We start from the raw sequence: 25,522 nt of genomic DNA, 5'->3' as shown, positions 1-25,522 counted from the left end.
CGCCGGTTTTTTCGGCAAAGCAGGGGGCGTTTGTGCCACGGACGCAGCTTTCCGCCGGTTTTGCCCGGATTTTCCGGGCTGAGGAAGTATCAGGCCGGGGATGCGGCCTCGGTCAGCAGGTGCTCCAGATCCTGTCCGCTGAGTGTCGCAAGGGCCGCAAGCGGCGCGGAAACCCCGCGCAGCTCCAGCGTGACCAGATCCAGCGTGTCGGTTCCGATGCCGGCGCTCGTCAGCACGGTGCGCGATACCAGCACCTCGACGCCGAGCTCCTTGGTCATGCCCTCAAGGCGGCTGGCGGTATTGACGGTATCGCCGATGATGGTGCGCGGCGCACTGCCCGCCGCGCCGATCTCGCCCAGAACCAGCTCGCCCAGATGCAGCCCGGCGCCGATGCGGATCGGCGGGACGCCCTCGTCCTCAAGGCGCAGGTTGAACGCGGCCAGCGCGGCGCTGAGATCGGCTGCGGCGCGCAGGGCGGCGCGGGCCGAACTGGCCTCGTCGGTGGTCTCGAACACCGCCAGCAGACCATCGCCCAGGTATTTGTCGATGCTGCCGCCGGCGGCGATGATCGGCGGCACGATGGCGTCGAAGAACCGGTTGAGCAGGAACACCACGTCATAGGGCAACTGCCCGGCGGTGCGGGCGGTGAAGCCGCGCATGTCCAGGAACAGGATCACCAGCCGCCGCTCCTGGCCCTGGCTGGCATGGGCGCGCCCGCGTTTTCCGTCCGGCAGGAACACCCGAAACACCGTCGCGGGGTGCTGCGGCCGGATCTGGCAGGCCAGCCGGGTGTTGGGGCCGGCCTTGACCGCGCGCAGGCTGTTGAGCTCGGCCGGGTCCGGCGGGTGCAGCAGGTCGGCGCCTTCCTCGATTACCACGCGGCAGGTGGTGCAGCGTCCGCGCCCGCCGCAGAGCGCGGTATGCGGCACCCCGTGCAGCCGCGACATCTCCAGCAGGGTCAGCCCGCGCGGCGACGTGACCTCGGGCCCGTCCGCATAGCGGATCCGGACCGAGCGGCGGCGGCGTACGATCCGGCGTCCGAAATGTACGATTCCGGCCAGCGCCAGCAGCCCCAGGAAGATCCAGAACCCCGTCCGCGCGATGCCGATCAGGATGTCGAAGGTGGAAGCGTCGGGCCAGTTGAACGCCGCCATCGCCTCGGCTCGTGCCTGTGGGTCGGCGAACAGCGCGCGCATCCGCCGCCCCTCGGTCATGAACCCGGCCAGCGCGAAGGCGGGCACCAGCGCGGCGGCGGCGATGAGATAGGGCAGCGCCCGCCGCCACCACGGTTTCAGCCGCAGCCAGAAATGCAGCCCGATGCAGCCGTGCGCCCAGACCAGCAGCAGCAAGAGCGATTGCATCCAGCCGTCCGGGGTGTTCCAGATCAGCACCGCGATATAGCTCATCTCGTCGTTCAGCGCGAAAAGCTCGTGCGCGATGCGTGTATGCACCACATGCGCGATCAGCAGAACCGGGATGGTCAGGCCAAAGCCGTATTGCAGCGCCTGCCACGCCGGCATGCGGAGGGTGCGCCGTTCAGCCAGGCTGAGCAGCGCCAGCCCGGCGTGGATCAGCAGTGCCCCATGCAGGATCACCCCCCCGACAAGATTGCGGGTGAACAGCTGGCGCGCGTCCTGAAACCCGTCCATCAGCGACGGTGACAGCAGCCCGAACCCGACGTTGAGAAAGTGGAAGAAGGCGAAGACGAACAGAATCAGCCCGCTGCCGATGCGCAGTTTCGTGACCCAGGTCCCCCGCCAAAGAACGCTCAAGAAACCGGCCCCCGCCCCGAGTTGTCCCGCCGCAACACTGCGGCGTCGCGGGCGGCGGGGTCAAGGGGCGGCGCGGACCGCCTCAGGATGCAATCAGTCGTTCTGCGCGGCCAGCCAATGCTCGGCGTCGAGCGCGGCCATGCAGCCCATGCCGGCGCTGGTCACCGCCTGGCGGTAGGTGTGGTCGGTCAGATCGCCGGCGGCGAAGACACCCGGAACCGAGGTCGCGGTGCTGCCCGGCTCGACCTTGACGTAGCCGCCGTTGTGCAACTCGAGCTGATCCTTGACCAGTTCGCTGGCCGGGGCGTGGCCGATGGCGACGAAGACGCCCTTGCAGGTGATCTCGGTGATCTCGCCGGTGTCCACATGCTTGACCCGCACCGCCTCGACGCCTTTGGGGTTGTCGGTGCCGACGACCTCGTCCAGCACGTGATGCCAGAGCGGTTCGATCTTGGGGTTCTTCATCAGCCGGTCGATCAGGATCCGTTCCGCGCGCAATTCGTCCCGGCGGTGGATCAGCGTGACCTTGGAGGCGAAATTGGTCAAAAACAGCGCCTCTTCCACGGCGGTGTTGCCGCCGCCGATGACCACAATTTCCTGGCCGCGGTAGAAGAACCCGTCACAGGTGGCGCAGGCCGAGACGCCGAAGCCCTTGAAGGCCTCTTCCGACGGCAGGCCGAGCCATTTGGCACGCGCGCCGGTGGCCAGGATGACGGCGTCGGCGGAATAGGTGGTGCCGCTGTCCCCCTTGGCGGTGAAGGGGCGTTTCGACAGGTCCAGGTCGGTGATGATGTCGCCGATGATCTCGCATCCCATCGCCTTGGCATGGTCCTGCATCCGCACCATCAGGTCGGGGCCCTGCACCTCGGTGTCGCCGGGCCAGTTCTCGACCTCGGTGGTGGTGGTAAGCTGCCCGCCGGGTTCGATCCCCTGCACGAGGATGGGTTCCAGCATGGCGCGGCTGGCGTAGATGCCGGCGGTATAGCCGGCCGGGCCGGAGCCGATGATCAGAACCCTGGTTTGGCGCGTGTCAGTCATGTTGTCCCCACAGATCAGCAGCGCGGCGGCCGGGGGCCACCGCAGTCCGTTGAGCATATAAGCCAGGCCGCCAATGGCTTAAAGCCCTCTCTCGGGGCCATTCGACACAGGGCGTGCTGCCTGTTTTTTCGCCTTGGTCTTTGGGATGATTGCGCCGCAGCGAAACATTATTGCGCGTACCCGGCGCGCTGCTATAAGAAACGCAACACGAAGGGGAACTCGCGATGGCGACTACACGACTAGATCCGATAGATCGCAAGATCCTTTCGGAACTTCAGGCCGATGGACGGATGACCAATGTCGAATTGGCCAAGCGTGTTGGAATATCCGCCCCCCCCTGCCTGCGGCGCGTGCGTACGCTTGAGGAGTCCGGTCTGATCCGGGGCTACCACGCGGATGTGAACGCGCGCGAGCTGGGGTTCGAGGTGCAGGTCTTTGCCATGGTCGGGCTGGACAGCCAGGCCGAGTCGGAACTGAGCGCCTTCGAGGAACGCTGCCGTCAATGGCCGCTGGTGCGGGAGTGCCACATGCTGAACGGCGAGGTCGATTTCATCCTGAAGTGCGTGGCCCCCGATCTGAGCAGTTTCCAGAGTTTCCTGACCGGGGATCTGCTGACCACGCCGAACGTGGCCAGCGTCAAGACCTCGCTGGTGATCCGCGGCGCCAAGGACGAACCGGGGGTGCCCTTCGACGTGCTCGAGGAACGGCTGAGCCGGTCGGCCTGAGCGCGGATCAGGCGCTCAGCGCGTTGATCTCGCCATCGCCGGCACGCGCGTAGGCCATCGGGCCGAAGTCATAGATCGACGAGATATGCGGGAACAGGTCGAGATAGACCTCGCGGAGGGCAGGGCTGATCAGATGCAGCGCGTTGGTTCCCGGGTGATAGGTTTCGAACTCCAGCCCGCCGATGCGGATCACCGAATGCTGCCTCAGGCAGAGATGGAACAGCTGCACGGCGGTGGGCGGCGCGGTCTCGATGGCGTTCATGCCGTCGATGAATTCCGCAACCGGGGTCAGCAATGGCGATTGGCCCGCCAGCTTGCGCAGGTGCCCGGGTGTTTTCAGCAGGCGCGCGGCGGGGCCGGCCAGGACATCTGACATCGGCACCTGCATGCCAAAACTGTCGGCCATGATGCGCACCAGCGGGTGACAGCGGCCCTTGGCGTCCGGGCGGCCGGGGACGATCAGGGTGCTGCCCTTCCACATCAGGGTTTCGGCGGCGCCGTCGCGGGTGACAATCCGGTCGCCGGGCAGAAGATCCTCGACAGCGATCTGACCGGCCTCGGTTTCGATCAACGAGCCGCGGGTAAAGGCGGAAAACGCGTTCTCGAACAGCGGCAGTGCCGGGGCGATATGGCGGCTGTCGACGATATCCCCGTTGGCGGCAAGCGCGCTGACCTCATACCGGCGCAGCTGTGGCCGCGAGCGCGCCCGCAATGCGGCGGGATCTTGCAGAATGGGGCTGGTCTGGACGGCATTGCGCGCAGCCCGCGCGAGCGAGGTGGGGATCGTCATTCATCGGCCCTTTCTTGTCGGGTCGCATCTGCGTCGGCCCCCACCGACAACGACAGATGGACACGGGTAAACACGTGATCGGCATCTGTACTGCTACGATTTGTCCAAAAAACGCTTATAATTGTCAAAAAATTGCCCTTTTACGCCCGTTGGACGGGATCAATCCGCCGGGGCTACCCATTACTGTTTCTAAACATGCGAGAAATTGGCCACATTTCGGCCATTAACCGATTCTCGCGTTCCGCCAATTTGCCCGGGACCATCGCCCGGACTCGGTCGGCGCGGTTACGCGCTTTGGGCCTGATGGCGTGCTGCGGCGGCGCGCGGCGTACGGGTTCCGCGGGCCCAGGGCAGAGGGGCCTCGGTGGACTTCGCGGTGGCGATGACCGATGCGATAAAGCGTGATTTCCGTTTCATGGGTTCTGCTCCTGCCTGATGCCGTCCGTTCGATGCGGCGATTTCTTTGATCAGACTATCGGCGAGCATTCAGGCGGACGTGGGACCGGGGCTGGGAGATTCCGCGCCCAAATGGGGCCGGACGGGCGCAATTGCGGCGGTTCGGTCGCAATCCCGCGTGACGGCGTCGGTCAGAGCCGGATCGCCGAGAGCAGGCGGCCATAGTCGGCCTCGCCGGCATGGGTGGTGCGGCGGTAGGAATAAAACCGGTCCGGGTCGGAATAGGTGCAATGGCGCGTCCACTCCGCCTCGCCGATGCCGGCGGAACGGAGCCGGTGCCGCCCGTAGCCAGGCAGGTCGAAGTGATACCTGTCGCCCTCGCCGTTGATGAAGAAGCGGCCGTTGCCGGGATCGTCTGCAAGGAAATCGTCGATGAACTCGGGGCCCACCTCGTAGGCGCGCTGGGAAATCGTCGGACCGATCACCGCCACGGTATCGGCGCGATGGGCGCCGAGGGCCTCCATCGCCTCCAGGGTGGCCTCCAGCACGCCGTCGAGCGCGCCGCGCCAGCCGGCATGGGCGGCGCCGATCACCCCGGCGGTCTTGTCGGCGAACAGCACCGGCTGGCAATCCGCGGTCAGGACCGAAAGCGCGATCCCCGGCGTGGCGGTGACCAGCGCGTCGGCGCGCGGCATATCCGCAAGCGGACCTGTCACCGGAACGACATCGGCCGAATGTACCTGGTGGACCGCCACCAGCGCATCGGCCTCGATCCCCAATGCGGTGGCGGCGCGGCTGCGGTTGATCGCCACCGCTTCGCGCTGATCCGATGAGCCGGGGCCGCAGTTCAACCCGGAGAACACCCCCGAGGATGCGCCGCCGCGTCGGGTGAAGAACCCGTGCCGCAACGGGGCAATGCGATCGGAAGTGAGGATTTCCAGAGTCATGGGGCCAGTCCGGGCGGTGGGGCGGCCTGGGTCGGATAGAGACCCAGCACCTTGAACAGGTTTCCCATTTCGTCGGGGTGCGTCAACCGGCGATGTGCCGCGACCAGATCGTCGAGCGCGGCGCCGGAGCGGCCCCGCGCCAGTGCCTGCGCCCGCGCGGTGATGCCCAGACGTTCGAGGAAAACCCCCTGCGGGGTCACTCGGCTATGGGCGCAGCCTGCGGCGCGGGCGGCCTCGGCCAGCGGTTCGAAATCCACATGCGCGGTCAGATCGGCCTGGCCCGGATCGGCCAGAACATCGGCCGGTTCATGCGCGCGCAGGGCCTGCAACGTGTCGCCCAGGCTGCGCCAGTCGCCATAATCCACGATCAGAGTCGCCCCGCCCCGCGCCGCGATTCGCGTGGCAAGGGCCGAGATGATCGGCGCCGCCGCCTCGCAGACCTCGACCAGATCGCCAGCGCTTGTGTCCTCCAGCCGGTGCGCCAGCGCCGCTTGCGGTGCCTCGGCGCCAAGCCCGAAGGCCAGCGCGCCGTCGCGCAGCCCGACCCGCCGCTCGCACCAGCCCGCGCCCTGGCGCAGGAACTGGCGCACCGGCAGGGCGTCGAAAAATTCGTTAGCCACGGCAAAAAGTGGCCGGTCGCCGGGCAGGTCCTCGACCCGGTCGAGCCATCGCGGCGCGTGTCCCTTTAGGGTCTTCGCCTGCACCGCGCGCAGGGCGGGGGAGGCCTCGATCAGGCAGATCTCGGCGGCCGCGCAAAACCCCGGCACCGCGCGGGCGGCGCGCAACACGTCCGCCATCAGCGTGCCGCGCCCGGGCCCCAGTTCGGCCAGCACGAACCGCTTTGGCCGTCCCTGGTCGATCCAGCTTTGTGCCAGCGCCAGCCCGATCAATTCACCGAACATCTGGCTGATTTCCGGTGCCGTGGTGAAATCGCCCTTGGTCCCCAATGGATCGCGGGTGGTGTAATAGCCGTGGACCGGGTGCAAAAGGCACTCGGCCATGTAATCGGCGATGCTCAGCGGGCCGGTCTCCCGGACCCGCGCGATCAGGTCGTTCCGCAGGCTCATGTCGCGGTCCGTCGGACCCGCAGCGCGAAGAACAACCCGAGCGCGATCATCGGCAGCGACAGGATCTGTCCCATCGTCAGCCCGTAGCCGCCCAGGTGAAACGCCAGCCCCAGCGGATTGCCGGGCGAGACGAATTGCGCGTCGGGCTGGCGGGCAAACTCGACGAGGAACCGGGCCAGCCCGTAGCCGGAAAGGAAGATGCCCAAGGTCAGGCCGGGACGCTTGAGCGCGCCGCGCCGGTAGACCAGCCAGAGCAGCAACGCCCCCAGCACCAGCCCCTCGATCCCCGCCTCGTAAAGCTGCGAGGGGTGGCGCGCGCAGGGGCCAGCCACGCCGGGGCAGTCCTGCGCCGCCGGTCCGGGAAACACCACGCCCCAGGGCAGGTCGGTGGGCCGGCCCCAGAGCTCGGCATTGACAAAATTGGCCAGCCGCCCCAGCAGCAGCCCCGGCGGCACGACATGGGCGATCAGGTCGGCCGCGCCGAGCCGGGATATGCCGTGCCGCGCGGTGAACAGCCAAGAGGCCACGATCACCCCCAGCAGGCCTCCGTGGAAGGCCATGCCGCCCTGCCAGACCATGACGATCTCGGCCGGGTGCCGCAGGTAGTAGGCGGGCTGATAGAAAAGCACGAATCCCAGCCGCCCGCCGAGGATCACCCCGAGGATGATCCAGGTCAGCAACTCCTCGATCTGCTGCGGGGTCATCGGCGCGGCGTTACCAGGCCAGAGCGCCGCGCGCCGCACCGCCCGCAGGGCCAGTTGCCAGGCGATCAGGATGCCGGCGATATAGGCCAGCGCATACCAGCGCAGCGCGAACTCCATGCCAAAGAGCGTGAAGGAGACCAGTTCGGGCGAGAGATCGGGAAATCGAAGGGCAGCCTGCATATGCGTCTCCTTGCCTGCAGGCGCGGGGCGAAGTCAACCTTGCCGCAGCGCCGCGCAGGGCCCATATAGGGGCCAACCGCGACACGGAGACCACAGATGCAGACCCGCAACAAGATCCTCGACGATATCTCGCAGCTGATGACCAACGCGATGGGCGTTGCGCAGGGCGCCAAGGACGAGGCGGAGACGGCGATGAAATCGCTGATGGACCGCTGGCTGGCCGACCGTGATTTCGTGACCCGCGAAGAATTCGACGCGGTGCGCACGATGGCGCAGAAGGCGCGCGAAGAGAATGCCGCGCTGACCGCCCGGATCGCCGCGCTGGAAGAGAAGGCGGGCAAGTAACGGCGCCCGGACCGCGGTCTCGCCGCGGTCTTGCCCGGGCGCGCGGCCTGCGGCACTGTGCGCGGGTTCCCGCGCCGGGGCGGCTGGCCCCGGAGAAATGGAGGGTTCAGCGTGCTCCCGCGTCTCCGGGTGGGGTTTCTCTCGCCGCACAATCCCTTTGATCGACAGGCCTTCAGCGGCACCGCGTATTTCGCGTTCCGGGCGTTGTCGCGCCGGGCGGACCTGTCGGCCCGGGTTCTCGGCCCCTACCGGGCGCCCTGGCGCCTGCGCCACCTGGAGCGCATCGCGCGCCGGACGGAGCCTGCGGTCGATCCGCTCCGGCTCGACCTTGCGGGGCTCGATGCCATCGTCGCCCTGACGGCGACGGACCTGGTGCATCCGCTTCTGACGCGCACCGATGTCCCCATCGTGCATGTCACCGATGCGACCCCCGCCTTCATCCGGGCGTTCTACGGGCATCCGGTGTCGCAGGCGGTCGAGATCCGCGAGGCAGAGGTGCTGGGCGGGGCGGCGCTCACGGTCTATTCGTCGCGCTACATGGCCGACCGGGCGCTGGAGGAGCTGGGGGGCGATCCGGCGCGGGTCACCTGCGTGCCGTTCGGCATCAACATGGAGGATCTCCCCGCCGCCGCGCCGGACAAGCCGCCGCTCGATCCGCTGCGCCTGCTCTGGGTCGGCACCGACTGGCAGCGCAAGGGCGGGCAGATCGCGCTCGATACGCTTGCGGCCTTGCGCGCCACGGGGCAGGGCGCGGTCCTGTCGCTGGTGGGCGACGTGCCCGGCAGTATCGCCCTGCCGCCGGGGGCGGAGCGGATCGGCCACCTCGACAAGAACCGCCCGCGCGACGTGGCGCGGCTGGCGTGGCTGTTCGCCCGGGCGCATCTGTTCATCCTGCCGACCCGGGCCGATTGCACGCCGATGGTGGTGGCCGAGGCCAATGCCCACGCCACCCCGGTTCTGATCACCGGGACCGGCGGTATCGGGTCGCTGATCGAAGAGGGAACCAACGGACGCATGATGCCGATGGAGGCCGGGCCGCAGGACTGGGCAAATGCCGTCCTCGCGTTGATCGCCGATCCAACGCGCCATGAAGCGCTGTGCCGCGCCAGTTTCGACCATGCTCATACGCGCCTGACCTGGGAAGCCTGGGCGCGGGATCTGACCGCGCTCTTGCTGTAAGTTGACACTTATTCTTTCAGGGATATCGGAAGACCCGTGAAGAGGGTGGAAGACGGGTGAAAACAAGGTGTTGCGAGAGAGTTGGCGCGCAGAACGGCGGAACCACGAATAGGCGTTGATGCACAACTCGCTCCTGAAAGATTCACAACGCGAATCCATGGGTTTAGAAGGGCTGCATGCGGAAACCTTTAGCCGCCCGCTACCGCACGACGAACTGGTCCGCTTGCAACGCCGCGATGCGGAAGCGCGGCTCCCTGTTGATCTGGTTGGACAAGGAGATGATATGGCACGCTCCGCGTGATGGGCGCCCCGGGCGCCCTCCGGTATCTCCCTGTGATGTTTGGTCTCTTGATTTCAGTCGTCGTAGGTTCCGGGATGCGGCACGGGCATGCGCCCCTCCAGCTGGTCGATGCGCGGCAGGTAGGCGCACGGGAACAGGTGGAACGGCCCCGGTGGCGCCGGCAGCCAGTTCGCCCCGCGGTCGGGTCCGGGGTTGTCGGCCCCGATCCAGATGTCCAGCGAGCCATCCGCATTGCGCCGAAGCCCTGGGCTCCGGTCGCCGATGGCAAAGCGGTCCAGCTCGTTGCGGACGAAAAAGAACTCGCCCAAGGGGGTCGGCTCGTACATCGAAAGCGACCAGAAGGCATCGCAGGGCAGATCCCCGCCCGGCGGGAAATGCATCCGCCACTTTCGCCGTCCGTCGAAGGGCACGCCCTTCTCCCCGCCCGAGCGGAGATAGGTCGCCTCGTCAAGCGGCAGCGCCCCCAACCCGCCCACGGCCACCGCTGCGCGCAGGAAATAGTCCTGCCCGTAGATGCCGAGGTTGCGTCATGGCCAGACCCAGCCGCCGCCCCCTTGGCCATCGAGGTCTGGATCCGCGCCAGGCGGTCGGCCGCGATCTGGATGCCCGACTCGATCGCCTCGGCCTCGTCCGGGGTAAAGGCCGACGAATCGAACAGCTGGTCCGGCCCGTTGCCCAGCGATGCGATCCGGCGCAGCAGCGCAAGGTCGGTGCGCGGCGGCCGGTTGATGCTGATCAGCCGGTTCGCCTCACCAAGAAACGTGTCCCAGGGCGCATCGCGCAGGACTCTCTCTCCCTCGACATTGTCGTGCTCCGGCGCCTCCAGCCCGAGGCCATCCGCCGCCGAAAAGTCTCGAGGATCACCAGCGGCAGCGCGTAGACAAAGGCCTCCTGCGCCAGCGCGGCAAGATCCTGGGTCGTCGGTCGGGTCATGGGTTTGTTCACAGGGTTTCTCCTCTCAGGGTGGCCGTTCGCCGCCGCAGGGTCAGGACCGTCAGCGCGGCAAGAAGGACAAGATCGGCAAGATCCAGACCGGGGTTCTCGAACAGTAGAAGCAACGCCGCGGTCAGGTGCAGACCGCGCCAGACCGTCGTGGCCGGCCCACCAAAACCATAGCCCGCAAAGCCCACGCCCAGCGCCCAGACAGGGCCGATCAGGCGCAACAAGCCGATGGCGAAATCGGTCGGTTCGAACCCGATCACCAGGAGCAGCGACGGGTTGTAGACAAAGACGAATGGCACGATGAATCCGATGAGCGTCAGCCGCATCGAAACGATTGCGATCTTCATCGGGATGGCCTGGGCGGCCGGGGCAGCGCGGCGGGGTGAAACGGAGGGGGAGGTATATGGCTCTTTTTACATATTGTGAAGGCTCTCACTTTATCAGCTGCCTTCATTTGGTGGAAGAAAACATCCGACCAAAGCGGAAGGACGAATCTAATGTTCGAGGGATTGTGATAGGTCTTGATGATGCCGGCATTGTTGCGCCTAGCCGCAACGGCTGCTTGGACCCCTTGTTTCCAATTCATCAGTTAGCCGCGAACGGCGGCTTTCACGACAGGACACAAACCTGCGGAAACCTCCTGGGTTCTGCCGACGGATTCTGACCGTGTTAAGCTTGTGGCGGGCCGCAACTGCGGACGGCCGCCAGAATCGACCGTTTTCGGCCGGGTTCGATCTACGCACAGCAGCTCCAAGTTGAGCCTTTGCTGAGAGAACGGGTTGATCATGAGCCAAATGAGACATGCCCTTCGTTTGTGCTAAGCTCACTCAGACAGGTAGTGGAGGGACATTATGCGCGCTTTGCTTTTTACAACAGGATCACCTTTTGCACGGGCCGTGCGTATCGTTCTTGATGAACTAGGGCTTGACTACGAGCGGCGCGAAGAGATCACGACACCGAGCGCGGAGGATCGGGCGGCTGCCACTCCCACGCTGCAAGTGCCCACCCTCTGGGACAATGATCTTACGCTTTGGGAAAGCGGCACCATTGTCGAATACCTGCTGTCGACTTATCGGAAAAGCCAGGTGGGTGAGCCGCCTCTGACAGCGCACGCCTTCCGTCCGGACGCCGAATGGAAAGACAAGCTTGCGTTCTCGACGATCCAGACGTTTGGAAATGCGGCAACTTTCATTTCGCAGATGACGTGGACGGGTGTTGCGGTCGGCGACAACGCTCATCTTCAAAGATCGGCCGAGAAACTGACACACATTCTAGGATGGCTCGAAAGCCAGCTTGTCCACAGCGAAATCGGTTTCCAGCCAGAGTTTGTTTCTATGCAGGACATCTTTCTTGCGGCACACGTGCGTTTCGTTGAGGCTAGACCTCTGGGGATTGATCTCGGGCTCGAACGCTATGAGAAAATTTCCAGGTTGCTGAGTCGCCTTGATGAGCGCGACAGCTTTGTGGCGAACCCAATCTGGTGGTGGGAACCGGGTGTTGTCGGCTACCAGCCGGATGGAACTCCCGTGTTCAAGGACTAAAGTCAAGCGATCCGAGAACTCGAGGCGACGGCGATTACTCTCCTTTAAGCTGAGTTCTTGTTGGCGGTCAATAACCACCGTTTCCGCCTGTAACGATGGTCCAAGAACGCGTTGGCGCGCTCGGTGAGGCCTCAGCGGTGCGGCTACACTGGAACTTGACCCAATTGGCGGGCGAGGCCCGCGATGAGTTGCGGTTGGACTACCGCCGTCGCTGTGGCGCTCTGCTTGAGCCATGTCAAAGCGGGGAATAGCAAGACCTGATAGCTCTTCCGCGTTTTCCAGATGGGGGAGTTGCGATGAGGGTTCTTGGTTCTGCTACATTTGCTGCAGTGCTAACAGCTTTTCTTGGGGTCGCAGGATCCCCTGCCAAAGCTGACGGGCTGACCGCGTTTATACTGCAACCGTATTATGACGAGATCGCCGCCTGCGAGGCAGCAAAGCCCGGGCTGCAGGCCCAGGCCGACCGTCGGCTTCAGGAGATGAACGAAGATCTGGCGCTGTTGCAGCGACAGTACGAGTTCCTAAACGTCAAGGTCTCGATGCTGGAAAAGAACTGGAAGCACAGGATCAATTTGGCGCAAAACGCCTATACAGCCGCGTCAAACATGGCGACGAGGGAAAATGGCGATGTACCGCATTTCGGGGCCAGCATGGAGGATCTGAAAGAGGCCTATGACAACCTCAAGGAAGAGTACGAAAAGGTTCAGAAAGAGATATCCGAAGGTAGCTACTCGTTCCATTCCCAGGCGATCGGCTGGATTACCCGACAGGAACTGGATGGGCAGATCAAGGATTTGCTTGAGCGTCAGAAAGAATTTCAGGATGAAGTTGGACGTGGCGAATACGAGGTCCATACTGGTGCACAGGGATGGCATGATCGCAACTCGCTGGATCGCTGCATCGAACAAGCCAACGAACGGTTGAATGAGCTGAGCGACGAAATCGCGCGCGGCGACTACGAGGTTGATATTCCGGGATATGGCGAGACCACCCGTAACGATTTGCTCAGAAATATCGAGCAGACGGAGCAGGAAATGAGCGACATGGCGGATCAATATGCAAAGGGCGATGCCCGTATCCATCGTGGTCGCTTTGGTCATCGTACATGGTGGAGCCTGAACAGTCTGGAGGGCACGTTGTCCGGCAAACAGAAGGCCTATGACGAGCTTGAGGAATATGTCGCGACGCCAGCCTACAAGTATCATCTGCCCGACAAGGGGTGGATGTCGGCCGAAAGCTTGGAAGCGGCGGCGCAGGCGGCAGAAAAGGCCTTCGACGGGGCGACGGAGGCCTTAGCCCAGCAGATCCAGCGCGTCACCCTGCCCGACAACAAGCGATGGAACGTAGAAGAGATTAACTCTTATCTGCAAAGCGCCGACTCTGACGGCGCCAGCGAAGGAATGAAGGAGAAAGCCGAGGCACTTAAGAAATGGGTTGGTGACATAGCCACCGCCTCGCAGCACGATATCGACAATTATGCGTTGGAAAAAAGCGCGCTCTTGGCTTGGATCGCCGAAATAAACAAGCTGAAGAAATTCGCACTGGAGGCCGACAAGCTAGATTTGGATCAATGGAAGCGTTATCGTGGTGACTACAATGACGAATTGCAGGGCGAGCTTCAGCAGAAAAAGGCCGAACTGGCGCGAATGAATGCGGCATTGGAGTTCTTGCCCTGAACACGCAGGCAACGGTCACGAGCGACAAGGAGTGATCGTGGGGGGCGCTCTCCGAGGGCGAACAACGCCCGGTATGTTGGTCTCACGATGTTGCTCCAAATTGGTTCCCCTGTAGCCATAAATACGGAATGAAAAAGGCCGCCCCGAGAGGCGGCCTTTCCCATGCGTCTTCAATGCGCCGGGGTCGAACAGATCAAAGCTGTTCCATCACCTCGTCGGAGGCCTCGAAGTTGGTGGTGACGCGCTGCACGTCGTCGTCGTCCTCCAGCGCCTCGATCAGCTTCATCAGCTTTTGCATGCCCTCGAGGTCCATCTCGGTGGTGGTGGTGGGTTTCCACACCAGCTTGGTGCTTTCGCTTTCGCCCAGCTCGGCCTCGAGGTTGGTGGCGACCTCGTTCAGGTCGGTGTCGGCGCACCAGATCACATGGCCGTCCTCGGAGCTTTCCACGTCCTCGGCGCCGGCCTCGATCGCGGCCATCATCACGGTGTCGGCGTCACCGGCATCGGCGGGATAGCTGACCTCGCCCTTGCGCTCGAACATGAAGCCGACGCTGCCGGTCTCGCCCAGGTTGCCGCCGTTCTTGGTGAAGGTCGAGCGCACGTTGGAGGCGGTGCGGTTGCGGTTGTCGGTCATCGCCTCGACGATCACCGCGACGCCGTTGGGGCCGTACCCCTCATAGCGGATTTCCTCGTAATCGTCGCCCTCGCCGACCTGCGATTTCTTGATCGCGCGGTCGATCACGTCCTTGGGGACCGACTGCGATTTCGCCTCTTTTACCGCCAGCCGCAGGCGCGGGTTCTTGTCCGGGTCGGGATCGCCCATCTTGGCGGCGACGGTGATCTCCTTGCTGAGCTTGGAAAACAGCTTGGCGCGGACCGCGTCCTGACGTCCCTTGCGGTGCTGGATATTTGCCCATTTAGAGTGGCCGGCCATGGTGCTTCCTCATACTGCGTTCCGGGTTCGCGCCCGTATAGCCGCTTGGCCCGCCCCTGTTCAAGCGGCGCTTGTTCCTGCCCCGCCAAAGGGTAAAGTGCCGCCATGACAATAGACCAGATCCTGCTCTTCGCCGTCTTCTTCGCCGTCTTCGCGCTGCTGCTCTGGGGGCGGTTCCGCTATGACCTTGTCGCCTTCGGCGCGCTGCTGGTCGCGGTGGTGCTGGGGCTGGTGCCGGCCGAGGCGGCGTTCTCGGGCTTTGGCCACCATGCCACCATCATCGTGGCGCTGGTGCTGGTGGTCTCGGCCGGGCTGACACGCTCGGGCGCGGTGCAGCTGATCACCCGCACCGTGATCGACAGTTCGCGCTCGGTCAGCCAGCATGTGGCGCTGATGGGCGCGGTCGGCGCGGTGCTGTCGGGGTTCATGAACAACGTCGCGGCGCTGGCGCTCTTGATGCCGGTCGACATCCAGACCGCGCGCAAGGCCAAGCGGCCGCCGGGCAGCACGCTGATGCCGCTCTCGTTCGCCACCATCCTCGGCGGCATGGTCACGCTGATCGGCACGCCGCCCAACATCATCATCGCCGCGATCCGCCAGGAGCAACTGGGCGCCTCGTTCCGGATGTTCGATTTCGCCCCGGTCGGCGGGATCACCGCGCTGGCCGGGCTGGCCTTTGTCACCCTGATCGGCTGGCGGCTGATCCCGAGGAGCGCGCGGGAGAGCGACCCGACCGAGCAGTTGCGCGACACCTCGGCCTTCATCGCCGAGCTGGCGGTGCCCGAGGGCAGCGACTGGATCGACCGCAAGGTCGGCGATCTTTATGACACGGCGGACGAGGCCGACGTTTCGATCATCGGGTTGATCCGTGGCGGCAGCCGCCGCTATGGCAGCGCGCGCGGCACCGCGCTCAGGGCCGACGACATCCTGATCCTGGAGGCGCAGGCGGATGCGCTGGACGCCTTCCGCTCCAGCCTCGGGTTCTCCTATACCGACGCCGACCGCCGCGAGGTGATCGAGGGCGAGGCGCAGGGGCTGGCGCTGACCGAGGTGGTGGTGCCGCGCGACGCGCGCATCGCCGGGCGCTCGGCGCAGTCGGTGGGGCTGCACTGGCGCCAGAGGGCGGTGATCGTCGGCATCTCGCGACAGGGTCGCCGCATCACCGAGCATCTGCGCCGCGCCGTGATCGAGCCGGGCGACATCCTGCTTTTGCTCAGCCCGGCGGAAACCGGGCCACAGGTGGCCAGCTGGCTGGGCTGCCTGCCGCTGGCCGAGCGCGGGCTCTCGGTCACGCAGGAGAGCAAGACCTGGCTGGCCATCGGGCTGTTCGCCGCCGCCGTACTTCTGGCCAGCCTGGGCTGGATTTCCCTGCCGGTGGGGCTGGGGCTGGTGGTGGTCGGCTACGTGCTGACCGGCATCGTGCCGCTGACCGAGCTTTACGATCAGATCGAGTGGCCGGTGGTGGTGTTGCTCGGCTCGATGATCCCGCTGGGCAAGGCGCTGGAGGCCAGCGGCGGCACCGAGCTTCTGGCCGGTTCCCTGGTCGGGCTGACCGGAGGGTTGCCGGCCTGGGCGATCCTGACCGTGCTGATGGTGGTGACGATGTCGCTGTCGGACGTGCTGAACAATACCGCCACCACCATCGTCGCCGCCCCAGTGGGGATCGAGATGGCGCGCGCGCTGGGGGTCTCGCCCGACCCGTTCCTGATGGCGGTGGCGGTGGCGGCCTCCTGCGCGTTTCTCACCCCGATCGGACACAAGAACAACACGCTGATCCTCGGGCCGGGCGGCTATCGCTTCGGCGATTACTGGCGCATGGGCCTGCCGCTGGAGGTGCTGGTGATCGCGGTCAGCATTCCGGCGATCCTGCTGTTCTGGCCGATGTGAGGCAGGTCGGGAAATCGGCCACGATCTCGCGGCGCGCCCTCAGGGCGTGGAGGACAGTTTCATCAGGATGATCCCGCCAAGGATCAGCAGCGCCGCGATCACCCGGCCCGCGCTCAGATGCTCGCCCAGGACCACGACCCCGACGACAAAGGCCCCGAGCGCGCCGATGCCGGTCCAGATCGTATAGGCGGTGCCAAGCGGAAGCGATTTCATCGAGACCGAGAGGAGCGCGAAACTGCCGAGCATGAAGGTCAGGGTGCCGACGGTCGGCCAGAACCGCGTGAACCCGAGCGATTGCTTCATCAGGTAGGACCAGATGACTTCGGTCAGTCCGGCGAGAAAGAGTAAAATCCAAGGCATGATGCCCCCATCGTTTTCGAACCGCCGGGCCGTCCCGGACCTGTCGCCCCGATCGGGGGGAGGTCGTTGCCTTCCACGGCGGATATAAAACACCTGCGGCCTGCCTGCAAACCCCCGCGCGGCCATCCGGTCGACCCCGGCGAACCGGCGCAAACACCATCCGTGCCGTTGACCCGTTGCCCCGGAGCGCATCCGCGCCCTAAGCTGGCCGGAACAGGGAGGGGACAGCATGAACAGCGCCGATGCAATCGTGGTGGGCGGTGGCCTGGCCGGGCTGGCCGCCGCGGCCGAGCTGGGCGACCGCGGCAAGACCGTGATCGTGCTGGAGCAGGAGCCGGAGCAATTCCTCGGCGGGCAGGCGTTCTGGTCGCTGGGCGGGCTGTTCATGGTCGATACCCCCGAACAGCGCCGCATGGGCGTGCGCGACAGCCGCGAGCTGGCGCTGCTCGACTGGCAGGGCAGCGCCCAGTTCGACCGGGACGAGGACGCCTGGCCACGCAAATGGGCAGAGGCCTATGTCGAGTTTGCCGCCGGCGAGATGCGGCCCTGGCTGCGGGCGATGGGGCTGCGCTGGTTCCCGGTGGTGGGATGGGCCGAGCGCGGCGGCGCCTTTGCCACCGGCCACGGCAACTCGGTGCCGCGGTTCCACGTCACCTGGGGCACCGGGCCGGGCATCATCGAACCCTTTGTGCGCCGGGTGCAGGAGCATGTGGCGGCGGGGCGCATCGTGCTGAAATTTCGCCATCAGGTCAGCTTTATCATCATGCAGAACGGCGCCGCGCGCGGGGTTTCGGGCGAGGTTCTGGCCCCGGACGATGCGGCGCGGGGCAGAAAGACCAACCGCGACGAGATCGGCGAGTTCGAGGTCTACGCGCCCTCGGTCATCGTCACCTCGGGCGGGATCGGCGGCAATTTCGACCTGGTGCGCCGCGCCTGGCCGCGCGACCGGCTGGGTGAGCCGCCGAAAACCATGATTTCCGGGGTGCCGTTTCACGTCGACGGGCGGATGATCGGCATCTCCGAGGCCGCCGGCGGCCATGTGATCAACGGCGACCGGATGTGGCATTACACCGAAGGGGTGCAAAACTGGGATCCGATCTGGCCCGATCACGGCATCCGTATCCTGCCCGGCCCCTCCTCGCTCTGGTTCGATGCTGAGGGCAACCGGCTGCCGCCGCCGTGCCTGCCGGGGTTCGACACGCTGAGCACCCTGCGCGAGATCCTGAAGACCGGTTATGATTACAGCTGGTTCGTGCTGAGCCAGAAGGTGATCGAGAAGGAATTCGCGCTCTCCGGCTCGGAACAGAACCCGGACCTGACCTCGAAACGCTGGAGCGAGGTGCTCAAGGCGCGGCTGATGTCGCGCGGCAAGGCACCGGCCCCGGTCGAGGCGTTCAAGGCGCATGGGGCGGATTTCGTCGTCGCCGGCGGGCTGACCGAGCTGGTGTCGGGGATGAACCGGCTGGGCGAGGTGCAGATCGACACAGGCAAGCTGCAGGCGCAGATCGCGGCGCGCGATGCGCAGGCGGACAACCCGTTTTCCAAGGACGCGCAGATGATGGCGATCCATTCGGCGCGCAATTATCGCGGCGACCGGCTGATCCGCACCGCCAGGCCGCACCGGTTCCTCGATCCGAAGAACGGCCCGCTGATCGCGGTCAAGCTGCACATCCTGACGCGCAAGACGCTGGGCGGGCTGCAGACCAACCTGGACAGCCAGATGATCGGCGCGGATGGGGCGGTGGTTCCGGGACTGTTCGCGGCCGGCGAGGTGGCGGGTTTCGGCGGCGGCGGCTATCACGGCTACAACGCGCTGGAGGGCACCTTCCTGGGCGGCTGCATCTTTTCGGGGCGCAATGCCGGGCGGTCGCGGGAGGTGGCCTGAGGGTGAGGGGCCTTACCAGCTCCCGCTCGCCCCGCCGCCGGAGGAGGAGCCGCCGCCGAAGGACGACCGCCCCGAGCCGGAGGAGGATTTCGAGACCTTGGGGATCACCCGCTGTTCGGTGTCGTGATAGCTGCAGTTCTTGCAATCATAGGTCAGCCGCTTGAGGCCGGTTCTGCTGGTGGTGGCGGACCGCAGGATCTTGGTCGTCGTGGTCAGCGCGCGGTAGCCGCATTTCGGGCAGGCGCCGTAGCCCGAGAACCAGTTGCGATAGCGCAGGATGTCCATGTGCTCGCAGCTCGGGCAGGCCCAGACATCGTAATCCACCGATTTCAGGAATTCCTCCAGCGTCTGGCCACCGTCGAGATGGGCGTCGTCGGCCTCTTCGCCGAGGCGGATCATCATCGTTCCGCAGTCCGGGCAGGGGCGCGGGCGGTTGCGCAGGTAGCGGCGCAGCCAGAGGCCGAAGCTGGCCAGCGGCACCGCGATCAACCCCCAGATCCAGTCTCCCAGCGCGGTCAGGCGCCAGAAGATCCAGCTCCATCCCCGGGCGAATGTGCCGGCATCGAAGGTGCCGGGATAGTGGCCGGTCAGTTCGAAGATTGTTTCGCGCACCCCGGTCTCGATCCCGGCCTGATAGGCGTCGTTGCGGAAATCGGGCAGGAAACCGGCGTCGATCACGCGCTGCATCCGCGCATCCCAGGACGGGTCGTAGCCCGCCCCGATCTCGATCCGCATGCGCCGGTCGTTGCGGGCGACCAGCACCAGGATCCCGTCGTTGCGCGCCGCGTTGCCGATGCCCCAGGCGTTGAACAGCGCGGTGGCAAAGGGCTCGATCGGCCCGTCGTGGCGATAACCGCTCAGGTCGGAAATGGTCAGCACCGTCATCTCGATGCCGGTATGATCGTAAAGCTCGATCAGGTTGTCGCGGATGCGCGCCTCGGCCCCGGTGTCCAGCAATTCGGCGTAGTCGTTGACGTAGACGTCGTTGTATCCCGGCAGGCTGCCGCCCGAAGGATTGGGCAGCGTCCCGGCCTGCGGCGCGGCGAACTCCGCCTGTCCCTGCGCCGGGGCGCCGGGCAGATCGCGCTTGCCCGCCACCAGCATCCCCGCGCCATAGCCCAGCGCCAGCCCGAGGGCCACCACCACGACGGCGATCAGCCCGGCGATCTTCAGGTCATGTCGTGTCATCCGTACTCTCCGCCCGCCCTGCTCGCCCGCAAAGGCTAGCAGGCAGCGGCCGCCGGTCCATAGGGGAAAAACCCCGCGACCGGATCAGAGCGGCCAGATCAGCGGGATCAACAGCGAGGCCAGCATACCCACGGTCAGGTTCAGCGGGATGCCGACGCGCATGAAATCGGTGAACTTGTAGCCGCCGGGGCCGTAGACCAGCATGTTGGTCTGATAGCCGATCGGGGTGGCGAAACTGGCCGAGGCGGCGATCATCACTGCCACGACCAGCGGGCGCGGGTCCAGCCCCATCGCCTGGGCCAATCCGATGGCGATGGGGGTGACCACCACCGCCACCGCGTTGTTCGACACCAGTTCGGTCAGCACCGAGGTCAAGAGGTAGACCGCCCAGACCACCAGGAACGGCGGCATCATGCCCAGGTAGGGCGCCACCACGTTGACGATCAGCCGCACCGCGCCCGAGCTTTCCAGCGCCGCGCCGATCGCCAGCATGGCGAAGATCAGCGCCAGCAGCCGCCCGTCGACAAAGGAAAACGCCTCGTCGGCGTCGATGCAGCGGGTCAGCAGCACCGCGGCCACTGCCAGAATCGACAGCAGCAGGATCGGCGCCACGCCGAAGGCGGCCAGCCCCACGATGCCGATCAGCGCGGCGATGGCGATGGGCGCATGACCGCGCCGGAACGCCCGTGCCGAGGGGTGGGAGACATCGACCAACTCCATATCCACCGCAAGCCTCTGGATATCTTCCGGCGCGCCCTCGAGCAGCAGGGTATCACCCACCCGCACCACCAGGTCATCGAGCTGCCGGCCGATGTTCTGGTTGCGGCGGTGCACCGCCAGCACGTAGACGCCATAGCGCCGCCGCAGCCGCATCGCGCCCAGGCTGCGCCCGACCATCTTGCAGCCGGGCGAGATCAGTGCCTCGACGGTGGTGGTCTCGACCGCCGAGATCTGATCGACGCGCCGGAGTTCCTTGTTGTTCTGCAGGCTCAGAAGCTCGGTCATCCGGGTCCGCAGCACCACCCGGTCCCCGACCTGAAGCGTGACTCCTTGTAAGTTTCGCCGCAGCGACTGGTCGCCGCGCACCACGTCGATCAGGCGCACCCCCTCGCGCTTGAACAGCTGCACCCCCAGCACCTCGCGGTCGATCAGGTTGCTCTCGGGGGGGATCACCGCTTCGGTAAAGAACTTCATCCGCGACTTGTCGCTGAGCAGATTGGCCATGCTGTCCCGATCGGGCAGCAGACGCGGCGCGATGAAGCGGATGTAGATCATCCCGTAGGCCACCAGCGCCAGCCCCAGCGGCGTCACCTCGAAGATCGAAAAGGCCGCCAGCCCGTGGCTGCGCGCCACGCCATCGACCAACAGGTTGGTCGAGGTGCCGATCAGCGTCAGCGTGCCGCCCAGGATCGCCGCATAGCTGAGCGGGATCAACAGCTTGCTGGCCGAGACGTCGAGCGTGCGGGCGATCTGGATGAACACCGGGATCATCACCACCACCACCGGCGTGTTCGACACCACCGCCGAGGCGATCAGCACGAAGCCCATCAGCAATGCGATGGCAAAGCGCGGCCGCGTGGCGGCCTGGCTCTGGGCCACGCTGGTAAAGGCGTCAAGCGCCCCGGTGCGCACCAGCGCGCCCATGATGATGAACATCGCGGCAATAGTCCACGGCGCCGGATTGGCGAGCACCGGCAGCGCCGCGTCATAGGGCAGAACGCCGGTGACCAGCATCGCCGCGACCCCGCCGATGGCAACGACCTCGGTCGGAAAAATCTCGCGCAGGAACATCACGAACATGCCGACCACGATGAACAGGGCCAGGATCGCGCTTCCGGTTTCGGACAGGGCAAAGAGTTGCATTTCGGGTGTTTTCAACGCCTCTACCAAAACGACCCCTCCGGGCCGGCGGCCACTTTCGCCGATCGCATCGGGCGGGGCAAGCGGTACATGCGGTCGCAGGCCGCCATCGGGTCATCGCCCGCCGATCCTGCCCGGTTTCACGGCGCCGCCTGCTCCAGCCGGCCACCGACCCGCACCATGCGCAGATCCTTTGCCTTTCCGGTGCGATCATCGGTCTCGACGAAGATGCCGGACAGGGTGGCCGGCCCCGTCGCGGGCGAAAACCGCTCCTTGCCCATGCCGGTGACGAATCGGCGCATCGGCTCGGCCTTGTCCATGCCGATGACCGAGTTGTAGTCGCCGCACATGCCGGCGTCGGTCAGATAGCCGGTGCCGCCGGGCAGGATCTGGGCATCGGCGGTGGGAACATGGGTATGGGTGCCCACCACCAGACTGGCGCGTCCGTCGCAGAAATGGCCCATCGCCATCTTTTCCGAGGTCGCCTCGCAATGCATGTCGACGATCACCGCCTGCGCCTGCCCGCCCAGCGGATGCGCCCGCAGCACCTGCTCGATCGCCGAAAAGGGATCGTCAAAGGCGCGCTTCATGAACACCTGGCCCAACACCTGCGCCACCAGCACCTTGCGCCCGCCGGGGGCGGCGAACAGGCGAAAGCCCCTGCCGGGCGCGGTCTTGGCATAATTGAGCGGGCGGATGATGCGCGGCTCGCGCTCGATGAATTGCATCATGTCCTTCTGATCGAAGGCATGATCACCCAGCGTGAGGCAGTCGGCGCCGGCGTCGAGCAGGAGCCTGGCGTGATCGCCGCTCAGCCCCATGCCGTTGGTGCAATTCTCGCCGTTGACCACGACGAAATCGAGCCGCCATTCGTTGCGCAGGCGCGGGAGGGTCTCGGAAATCGCCGTGCGGCCCGCGCGGCCCATCACGTCGCCAAGGTGCAAAATTCTCATGGCGGCTTGGTAGGGGGTGGCACGACCAAGGGCAAGGGGCGCGGCCCGCACGATGGAGTGAAATGCGCCCGCCCGGGTCGGGCGGGCGCAGGCGGATCACTTGGGCAGGATCACCTGGTCGATCACGTGAATCACCCCGTTCGAGGCCATCACGTCGGCGGTGGTCACGTTGGCGCCGTTCACGGTGACGCCGCCCTCGGTCATGATGGTCACGTCACCGCCCTGCACGGTCGCGGCCATCATGTTGTTGCTGAGGTCCGTGCTCATCACCTTGCCCGGCACCACGTGGTAGGTCAGGATCGCAGTCAGCTGGTCCTTGTTCTCGGGCTTGAGCAGGTTTTCCACCGTGCCCTCGGGCAGCGCGGCAAAGGCGTCGTCGGTGGGCGCGAAAACGGTGAAGGGGCCCTCGCCCTTGAGGGTTTCGACCAACCCGGCGGCCTGGACGGCGGCGACCAGCGTGGTGAAGCTGCCCGCACTCACGGCGGTATCGACGATGTCCTTGGAGTGGCCCCCGGCAAAGGCGGCGGTGCCTGCGGTCATGGCGGCGGCGGTGGCGATGGACATGAAGGTGCGACGAAGCATTGTACGGTCTCCCATTGAAAATGTACGAATGCCGATGTGACATTCTCCCCTGCTACGCCGCTGCCCTCGGGTTGGATCTGCCAGAAAGACCCCGGTCGCGCCCTTGACCTGCGAAACCGCGCGCTAAGCCGCAGCGGTGCGAAAAGTCACGTCACGATCATGTGACCCCGCGTGAGGAAAACCCAGCTCATCCGCGTGGAATGGTCAGCACGCGGCTTTCGGTGACGATCATGTCGAGCCTCTGGTCGGTCCCTTCCAGCGGCAGGTTGTCGGCCTCCTGCGCGTCATAGGCAAAGCCGATGGCCAGCGCCGCGTGGCGCGCGCGCAGGTATTCCAGCGTGCGGTCGTAATATCCGCCGCCATAGCCGAGCCGGTTGCCACAAACGTCGAAGGCGACCAGCGGCACGATCAGGATCTCGGGCTCGAAATACTCGGCCCGAGCCGGAATGCGGGCGCCGAAGGGGCCATCGGTCATGGCGCAATCGGGGGTCCAGCGGCTGAAGCGCAGCGGCTGCCCCTCGGCCACGATCACCGGCACGCCGACCGCGCCATGTGCTGCGGCCTCCTCCATCGCCGGGCGCGGATCGATCTCGGTGCGGATCGGCATGTAGCCCGCCAGCGGCACCGCGCGGTAGCCCGCCAACACCGCGCTGAGCTGCGCCGCGGCCCCGGGCCCCGCTGCCGCATGCGCGGCCTTGCGCCGGGCGAAGGCCGCCTTGCGGGCCTCTGCCTTGGCCGCGGCCTGACCGCTCACAACAGCACCAGAGAGGCGAGCCCGAGAAAGGCGAAAAAGCCCACAACATCGGTCACCGTGGTCACGAAGGTGCCCGAGGCCAGCGCCGGGTCGATGCCGAATTTCTCCAGCGCGATCGGAACCACCGTGCCGGCGACCCCGGCCACCACCATGTTGATCACCATCGCCGCCGCGATCACATATCCCAGGTCGAGCGTGCCGAACCAAACCAGGCTCACGACCCCCATAACCAGGGCGAAGACCACACCGTTGACCAGCCCGACCAGCAATTCGCGCCGGACCACGCGCCAGACGTTGGCGCGGGTCAGGTCGCGGGTGGCCAGCGCGCGCACCGCCACGGTCAGCGACTGGGTGCCCGCATTGCCGCCCATCGAGGCGACGATCGGCATCAGCACCGCCAGCGCCACCAGCACCGCGATGGTCGCCTCGAACTGGGCGATCACCAGCGAGGCGAGGATCGCGGTCAGCAGGTTCACCGCCAGCCAGGGCAGGCGCTGCCGCGCGGTGGCCGCCACGGTATCGGAGAGCGAGCTTTCCTCGCCCACACCGGCCAGGCGCAGGATATCCTCCTCGTGTTCCTCGTCCAGAACGATCATGGCGTCGTCGATGGTGATCATCCCCACCAGCCGCCCCTCGGGATCGACCACCGGGGCGGAGATCAGGTGATACTGGTTGAAGGCATAGGCGACATCCTCCTCGTCCTGGTCGACGGGGATGACCTGGAACACCTCCTCGGTGATGTCTTCGAGTGGCACGTCCCGCCGCGAGCGCATCAGCTTGCCCAGGGTCACGTTGGCGGTGGGATGCATGCGCGGATCGACCAGGACCACGTGATAGAACTGTTCCGGCAGATCCTCGGAATCGCGCAGGAAATCGATCGTCTGGCCGACGTTCCAATGCTCCGGCGCGAACACCACCTCGCGCTGCATCAGGCGGCCGGCGGAGCTTTCGGGATAGGCCAGCGCCTGCTGCACCGCCACCCGGTCGGCGGCCTCGAGCGCGCCGAGGATCGCGGCCTGCTGCGGTTCCTCCAGGTCCTCGACCAGATCGACCACGTCGTCGCTGTCCAGCTCGCGCACCGCATCGGCCAGGACAGTCGGGTGCAGCATGCCGATGACATCCTCGCGGATGCCCTCGTCGAGCTCCGACAGGATGTCGCCGTCGAACTCGCGCCCGTAGAGCCGGATCAGCCGGCCGCGGTCATAGGCGTTGATCTGTTCCAGAAGGTCGGCGATGTCGGCCGCGTGCAGCGGCTCCATCAGCTCGATCAGCTTGTCGCGGTCGCCGATGTCGACGGCATAGAGAATCGCGGCAACCGCCCGGCGGTCGAGTTCATAGGCGTTGTCATGCCCGCCCTCGTCGTGCTGCGCGTCCTCGTGGAGCTGATCGTCGCCTGTGTTCATGACCTGCCCAATACCCCGAAATGCGCGCAAATTAGAAGAAGGTTCTACCCGAAAACAATGACAATGGCGGAATTTACCAGTTCTTGCGTGCACTCTAGTCTGACGGCGACATA

The 25,522-nt window shown here is 65.8% G+C and carries 24 protein-coding genes and 1 pseudogene; 9 read left to right on the top strand and 16 right to left on the bottom strand.

The window, feature by feature from the left end:
* Positions 1 to 89: 89 nt before the first annotated feature.
* Positions 90 to 1,772, bottom strand: a complete 1,683-nt coding sequence (locus P1U75_RS12900; protein WP_300244012.1) for an adenylate/guanylate cyclase domain-containing protein — start codon at positions 1,770 to 1,772, stop codon at positions 90 to 92.
* Positions 1,773 to 1,865: 93 nt separating this feature from the next.
* A complete protein-coding gene (trxB, locus tag P1U75_RS12895) occupies positions 1,866 to 2,810 on the bottom strand; it encodes a thioredoxin-disulfide reductase (protein WP_300244010.1) in 945 nt (314 codons plus the stop codon).
* A gap of 224 nt (positions 2,811 to 3,034) precedes the next feature.
* Here trxB and P1U75_RS12890 point away from each other — a divergent pair, with 224 nt between their 5' ends.
* Positions 3,035 to 3,535 carry an Lrp/AsnC family transcriptional regulator gene (locus tag P1U75_RS12890; protein WP_300244008.1) on the top strand — a complete coding sequence of 167 codons (501 nt, stop codon included), beginning with the start codon at positions 3,035 to 3,037 and terminating at the stop codon, positions 3,533 to 3,535.
* Positions 3,536 to 3,542: 7 nt separating this feature from the next.
* On the opposite strand, the gene P1U75_RS12885 is transcribed toward P1U75_RS12890, so the two are convergent.
* From P1U75_RS12885 to lgt, 4 genes are all read right to left on the bottom strand, one after another.
* The gene (locus P1U75_RS12885; RefSeq protein ID WP_300244006.1) at positions 3,543 to 4,325 is read right to left on the bottom strand and encodes a Hint domain-containing protein; all 783 of its coding nucleotides are present in this window, start codon (positions 4,323 to 4,325) and stop codon (positions 3,543 to 3,545) included.
* A 587-nt stretch (positions 4,326 to 4,912) separates the two neighbouring features.
* Positions 4,913 to 5,668 (bottom strand): peptidoglycan editing factor PgeF, encoded by a 756-nt coding sequence (gene pgeF, locus P1U75_RS12880; protein ID WP_300244003.1) that lies wholly within the window; start codon positions 5,666 to 5,668, stop codon positions 4,913 to 4,915.
* Positions 5,665 to 6,735 carry an SAM-dependent methyltransferase gene (locus tag P1U75_RS12875; RefSeq protein ID WP_300244001.1) on the bottom strand — a complete coding sequence of 357 codons (1,071 nt, stop codon included), beginning with the start codon at positions 6,733 to 6,735 and terminating at the stop codon, positions 5,665 to 5,667. Before P1U75_RS12875 ends, pgeF begins: the two co-directional genes overlap by 4 nt.
* The gene (gene lgt / locus P1U75_RS12870) at positions 6,732 to 7,619 is read right to left on the bottom strand and encodes a prolipoprotein diacylglyceryl transferase (protein ID WP_300243999.1); all 888 of its coding nucleotides are present in this window, start codon (positions 7,617 to 7,619) and stop codon (positions 6,732 to 6,734) included. The genes P1U75_RS12875 and lgt overlap by 4 nt, the downstream gene beginning before the upstream one ends.
* A 96-nt stretch (positions 7,620 to 7,715) precedes the next feature.
* Between lgt and P1U75_RS12865 the strand changes: the two genes are divergently transcribed.
* The 3 genes and pseudogenes from P1U75_RS12865 to P1U75_RS12855 all read left to right on the top strand — a co-directional run.
* Entirely contained in the window at positions 7,716 to 7,964 is a 249-nt protein-coding gene (locus P1U75_RS12865; protein WP_300243997.1) for an accessory factor UbiK family protein, read from the top strand.
* Between the two features lie 111 nt (positions 7,965 to 8,075).
* Positions 8,076 to 9,143, top strand: coding sequence for a glycosyltransferase family 4 protein (locus tag P1U75_RS12860; RefSeq protein ID WP_300243995.1), 1,068 nt, complete (start codon positions 8,076 to 8,078; stop codon positions 9,141 to 9,143).
* 176 nt (positions 9,144 to 9,319) lie between these two features.
* Positions 9,320 to 9,469: pseudogene (locus P1U75_RS12855) on the top strand (IS5/IS1182 family transposase); the annotation flags it as partial.
* Between the two features lie 28 nt (positions 9,470 to 9,497).
* On the opposite strand, the gene P1U75_RS12850 reads toward P1U75_RS12855, so the two are convergent.
* Positions 9,498 to 9,920: a DUF1214 domain-containing protein gene (locus P1U75_RS12850; RefSeq protein WP_300243992.1), complete on the bottom strand. Its 423-nt coding sequence runs from the start codon at positions 9,918 to 9,920 to the stop codon at positions 9,498 to 9,500.
* A gap of 53 nt (positions 9,921 to 9,973) precedes the next feature.
* On the opposite strand from P1U75_RS12850, the gene P1U75_RS12845 reads away from it, so the two are divergent.
* Positions 9,974 to 10,324 carry a hypothetical protein gene (locus P1U75_RS12845; RefSeq protein ID WP_300244315.1) on the top strand — a complete coding sequence of 117 codons (351 nt, stop codon included), beginning with the start codon at positions 9,974 to 9,976 and terminating at the stop codon, positions 10,322 to 10,324.
* 61 nt (positions 10,325 to 10,385) lie between these two features.
* Here P1U75_RS12845 and P1U75_RS12840 read toward each other — a convergent pair whose 3' ends face one another.
* Positions 10,386 to 10,733 (bottom strand): hypothetical protein, encoded by a 348-nt coding sequence (locus tag P1U75_RS12840; RefSeq protein ID WP_300243990.1) that lies wholly within the window; start codon positions 10,731 to 10,733, stop codon positions 10,386 to 10,388.
* 504 nt (positions 10,734 to 11,237) lie between these two features.
* Between P1U75_RS12840 and P1U75_RS12835 the strand changes: the two genes are divergently transcribed.
* Both P1U75_RS12835 and P1U75_RS12830 read left to right on the top strand, forming a co-directional pair.
* Entirely contained in the window at positions 11,238 to 11,927 is a 690-nt protein-coding gene (locus P1U75_RS12835) for a glutathione S-transferase family protein (RefSeq protein WP_300243988.1), read from the top strand.
* A gap of 296 nt (positions 11,928 to 12,223) precedes the next feature.
* Positions 12,224 to 13,603 (top strand): hypothetical protein, encoded by a 1,380-nt coding sequence (locus P1U75_RS12830; RefSeq protein ID WP_300243986.1) that lies wholly within the window; start codon positions 12,224 to 12,226, stop codon positions 13,601 to 13,603.
* A gap of 193 nt (positions 13,604 to 13,796) precedes the next feature.
* On the opposite strand, the gene P1U75_RS12825 is transcribed toward P1U75_RS12830, so the two are convergent.
* Positions 13,797 to 14,537 (bottom strand): YebC/PmpR family DNA-binding transcriptional regulator, encoded by a 741-nt coding sequence (locus P1U75_RS12825; RefSeq protein ID WP_300243984.1) that lies wholly within the window; start codon positions 14,535 to 14,537, stop codon positions 13,797 to 13,799.
* A gap of 105 nt (positions 14,538 to 14,642) precedes the next feature.
* On the opposite strand from P1U75_RS12825, the gene P1U75_RS12820 reads away from it, so the two are divergent.
* Positions 14,643 to 16,424, top strand: a complete 1,782-nt coding sequence (locus P1U75_RS12820) for an SLC13 family permease (RefSeq protein WP_300243982.1) — start codon at positions 14,643 to 14,645, stop codon at positions 16,422 to 16,424.
* A 39-nt stretch (positions 16,425 to 16,463) separates the two neighbouring features.
* Here P1U75_RS12820 and P1U75_RS12815 read toward each other — a convergent pair whose 3' ends face one another.
* Entirely contained in the window at positions 16,464 to 16,784 is a 321-nt protein-coding gene (locus P1U75_RS12815; RefSeq protein ID WP_300243979.1) for a multidrug efflux SMR transporter, read from the bottom strand.
* A 229-nt stretch (positions 16,785 to 17,013) separates the two neighbouring features.
* On the opposite strand from P1U75_RS12815, the gene P1U75_RS12810 reads away from it, so the two are divergent.
* Positions 17,014 to 18,669, top strand: a complete 1,656-nt coding sequence (locus tag P1U75_RS12810; protein WP_300243977.1) for an FAD-binding dehydrogenase — start codon at positions 17,014 to 17,016, stop codon at positions 18,667 to 18,669.
* Between the two features lie 12 nt (positions 18,670 to 18,681).
* Here P1U75_RS12810 and P1U75_RS12805 read toward each other — a convergent pair whose 3' ends face one another.
* From P1U75_RS12805 to mgtE, 6 genes are all read right to left on the bottom strand, one after another.
* Positions 18,682 to 19,857: a TPM domain-containing protein gene (locus P1U75_RS12805; RefSeq protein WP_300243975.1), complete on the bottom strand. Its 1,176-nt coding sequence runs from the start codon at positions 19,855 to 19,857 to the stop codon at positions 18,682 to 18,684.
* Between the two features lie 84 nt (positions 19,858 to 19,941).
* Entirely contained in the window at positions 19,942 to 21,720 is a 1,779-nt protein-coding gene (locus P1U75_RS12800) for an SLC13 family permease (RefSeq protein ID WP_300244301.1), read from the bottom strand.
* A 137-nt stretch (positions 21,721 to 21,857) separates the two neighbouring features.
* Positions 21,858 to 22,670, bottom strand: a complete 813-nt coding sequence (locus tag P1U75_RS12795; RefSeq protein ID WP_300243973.1) for a TIGR00282 family metallophosphoesterase — start codon at positions 22,668 to 22,670, stop codon at positions 21,858 to 21,860.
* A gap of 96 nt (positions 22,671 to 22,766) precedes the next feature.
* Positions 22,767 to 23,252: a fasciclin domain-containing protein gene (locus P1U75_RS12790; protein ID WP_300243971.1), complete on the bottom strand. Its 486-nt coding sequence runs from the start codon at positions 23,250 to 23,252 to the stop codon at positions 22,767 to 22,769.
* Positions 23,253 to 23,439: 187 nt separating this feature from the next.
* Positions 23,440 to 24,006, bottom strand: coding sequence for a 5-formyltetrahydrofolate cyclo-ligase (locus tag P1U75_RS12785; protein WP_300243968.1), 567 nt, complete (start codon positions 24,004 to 24,006; stop codon positions 23,440 to 23,442).
* Positions 24,003 to 25,409, bottom strand: a complete 1,407-nt coding sequence (mgtE, locus tag P1U75_RS12780; protein ID WP_300243966.1) for a magnesium transporter — start codon at positions 25,407 to 25,409, stop codon at positions 24,003 to 24,005. The genes P1U75_RS12785 and mgtE overlap by 4 nt, the downstream gene beginning before the upstream one ends.
* Positions 25,410 to 25,522 lie beyond the last annotated feature (113 nt).

Origin of the sequence: Antarcticimicrobium sp., from assembly GCF_029212575.1 — a bacterium.
In the GTDB taxonomy this organism is placed as follows: Bacteria; Pseudomonadota; Alphaproteobacteria; order Rhodobacterales; family Rhodobacteraceae; genus Antarcticimicrobium.
This window is presented reverse-complemented; position numbering and strand designations above follow the sequence as displayed.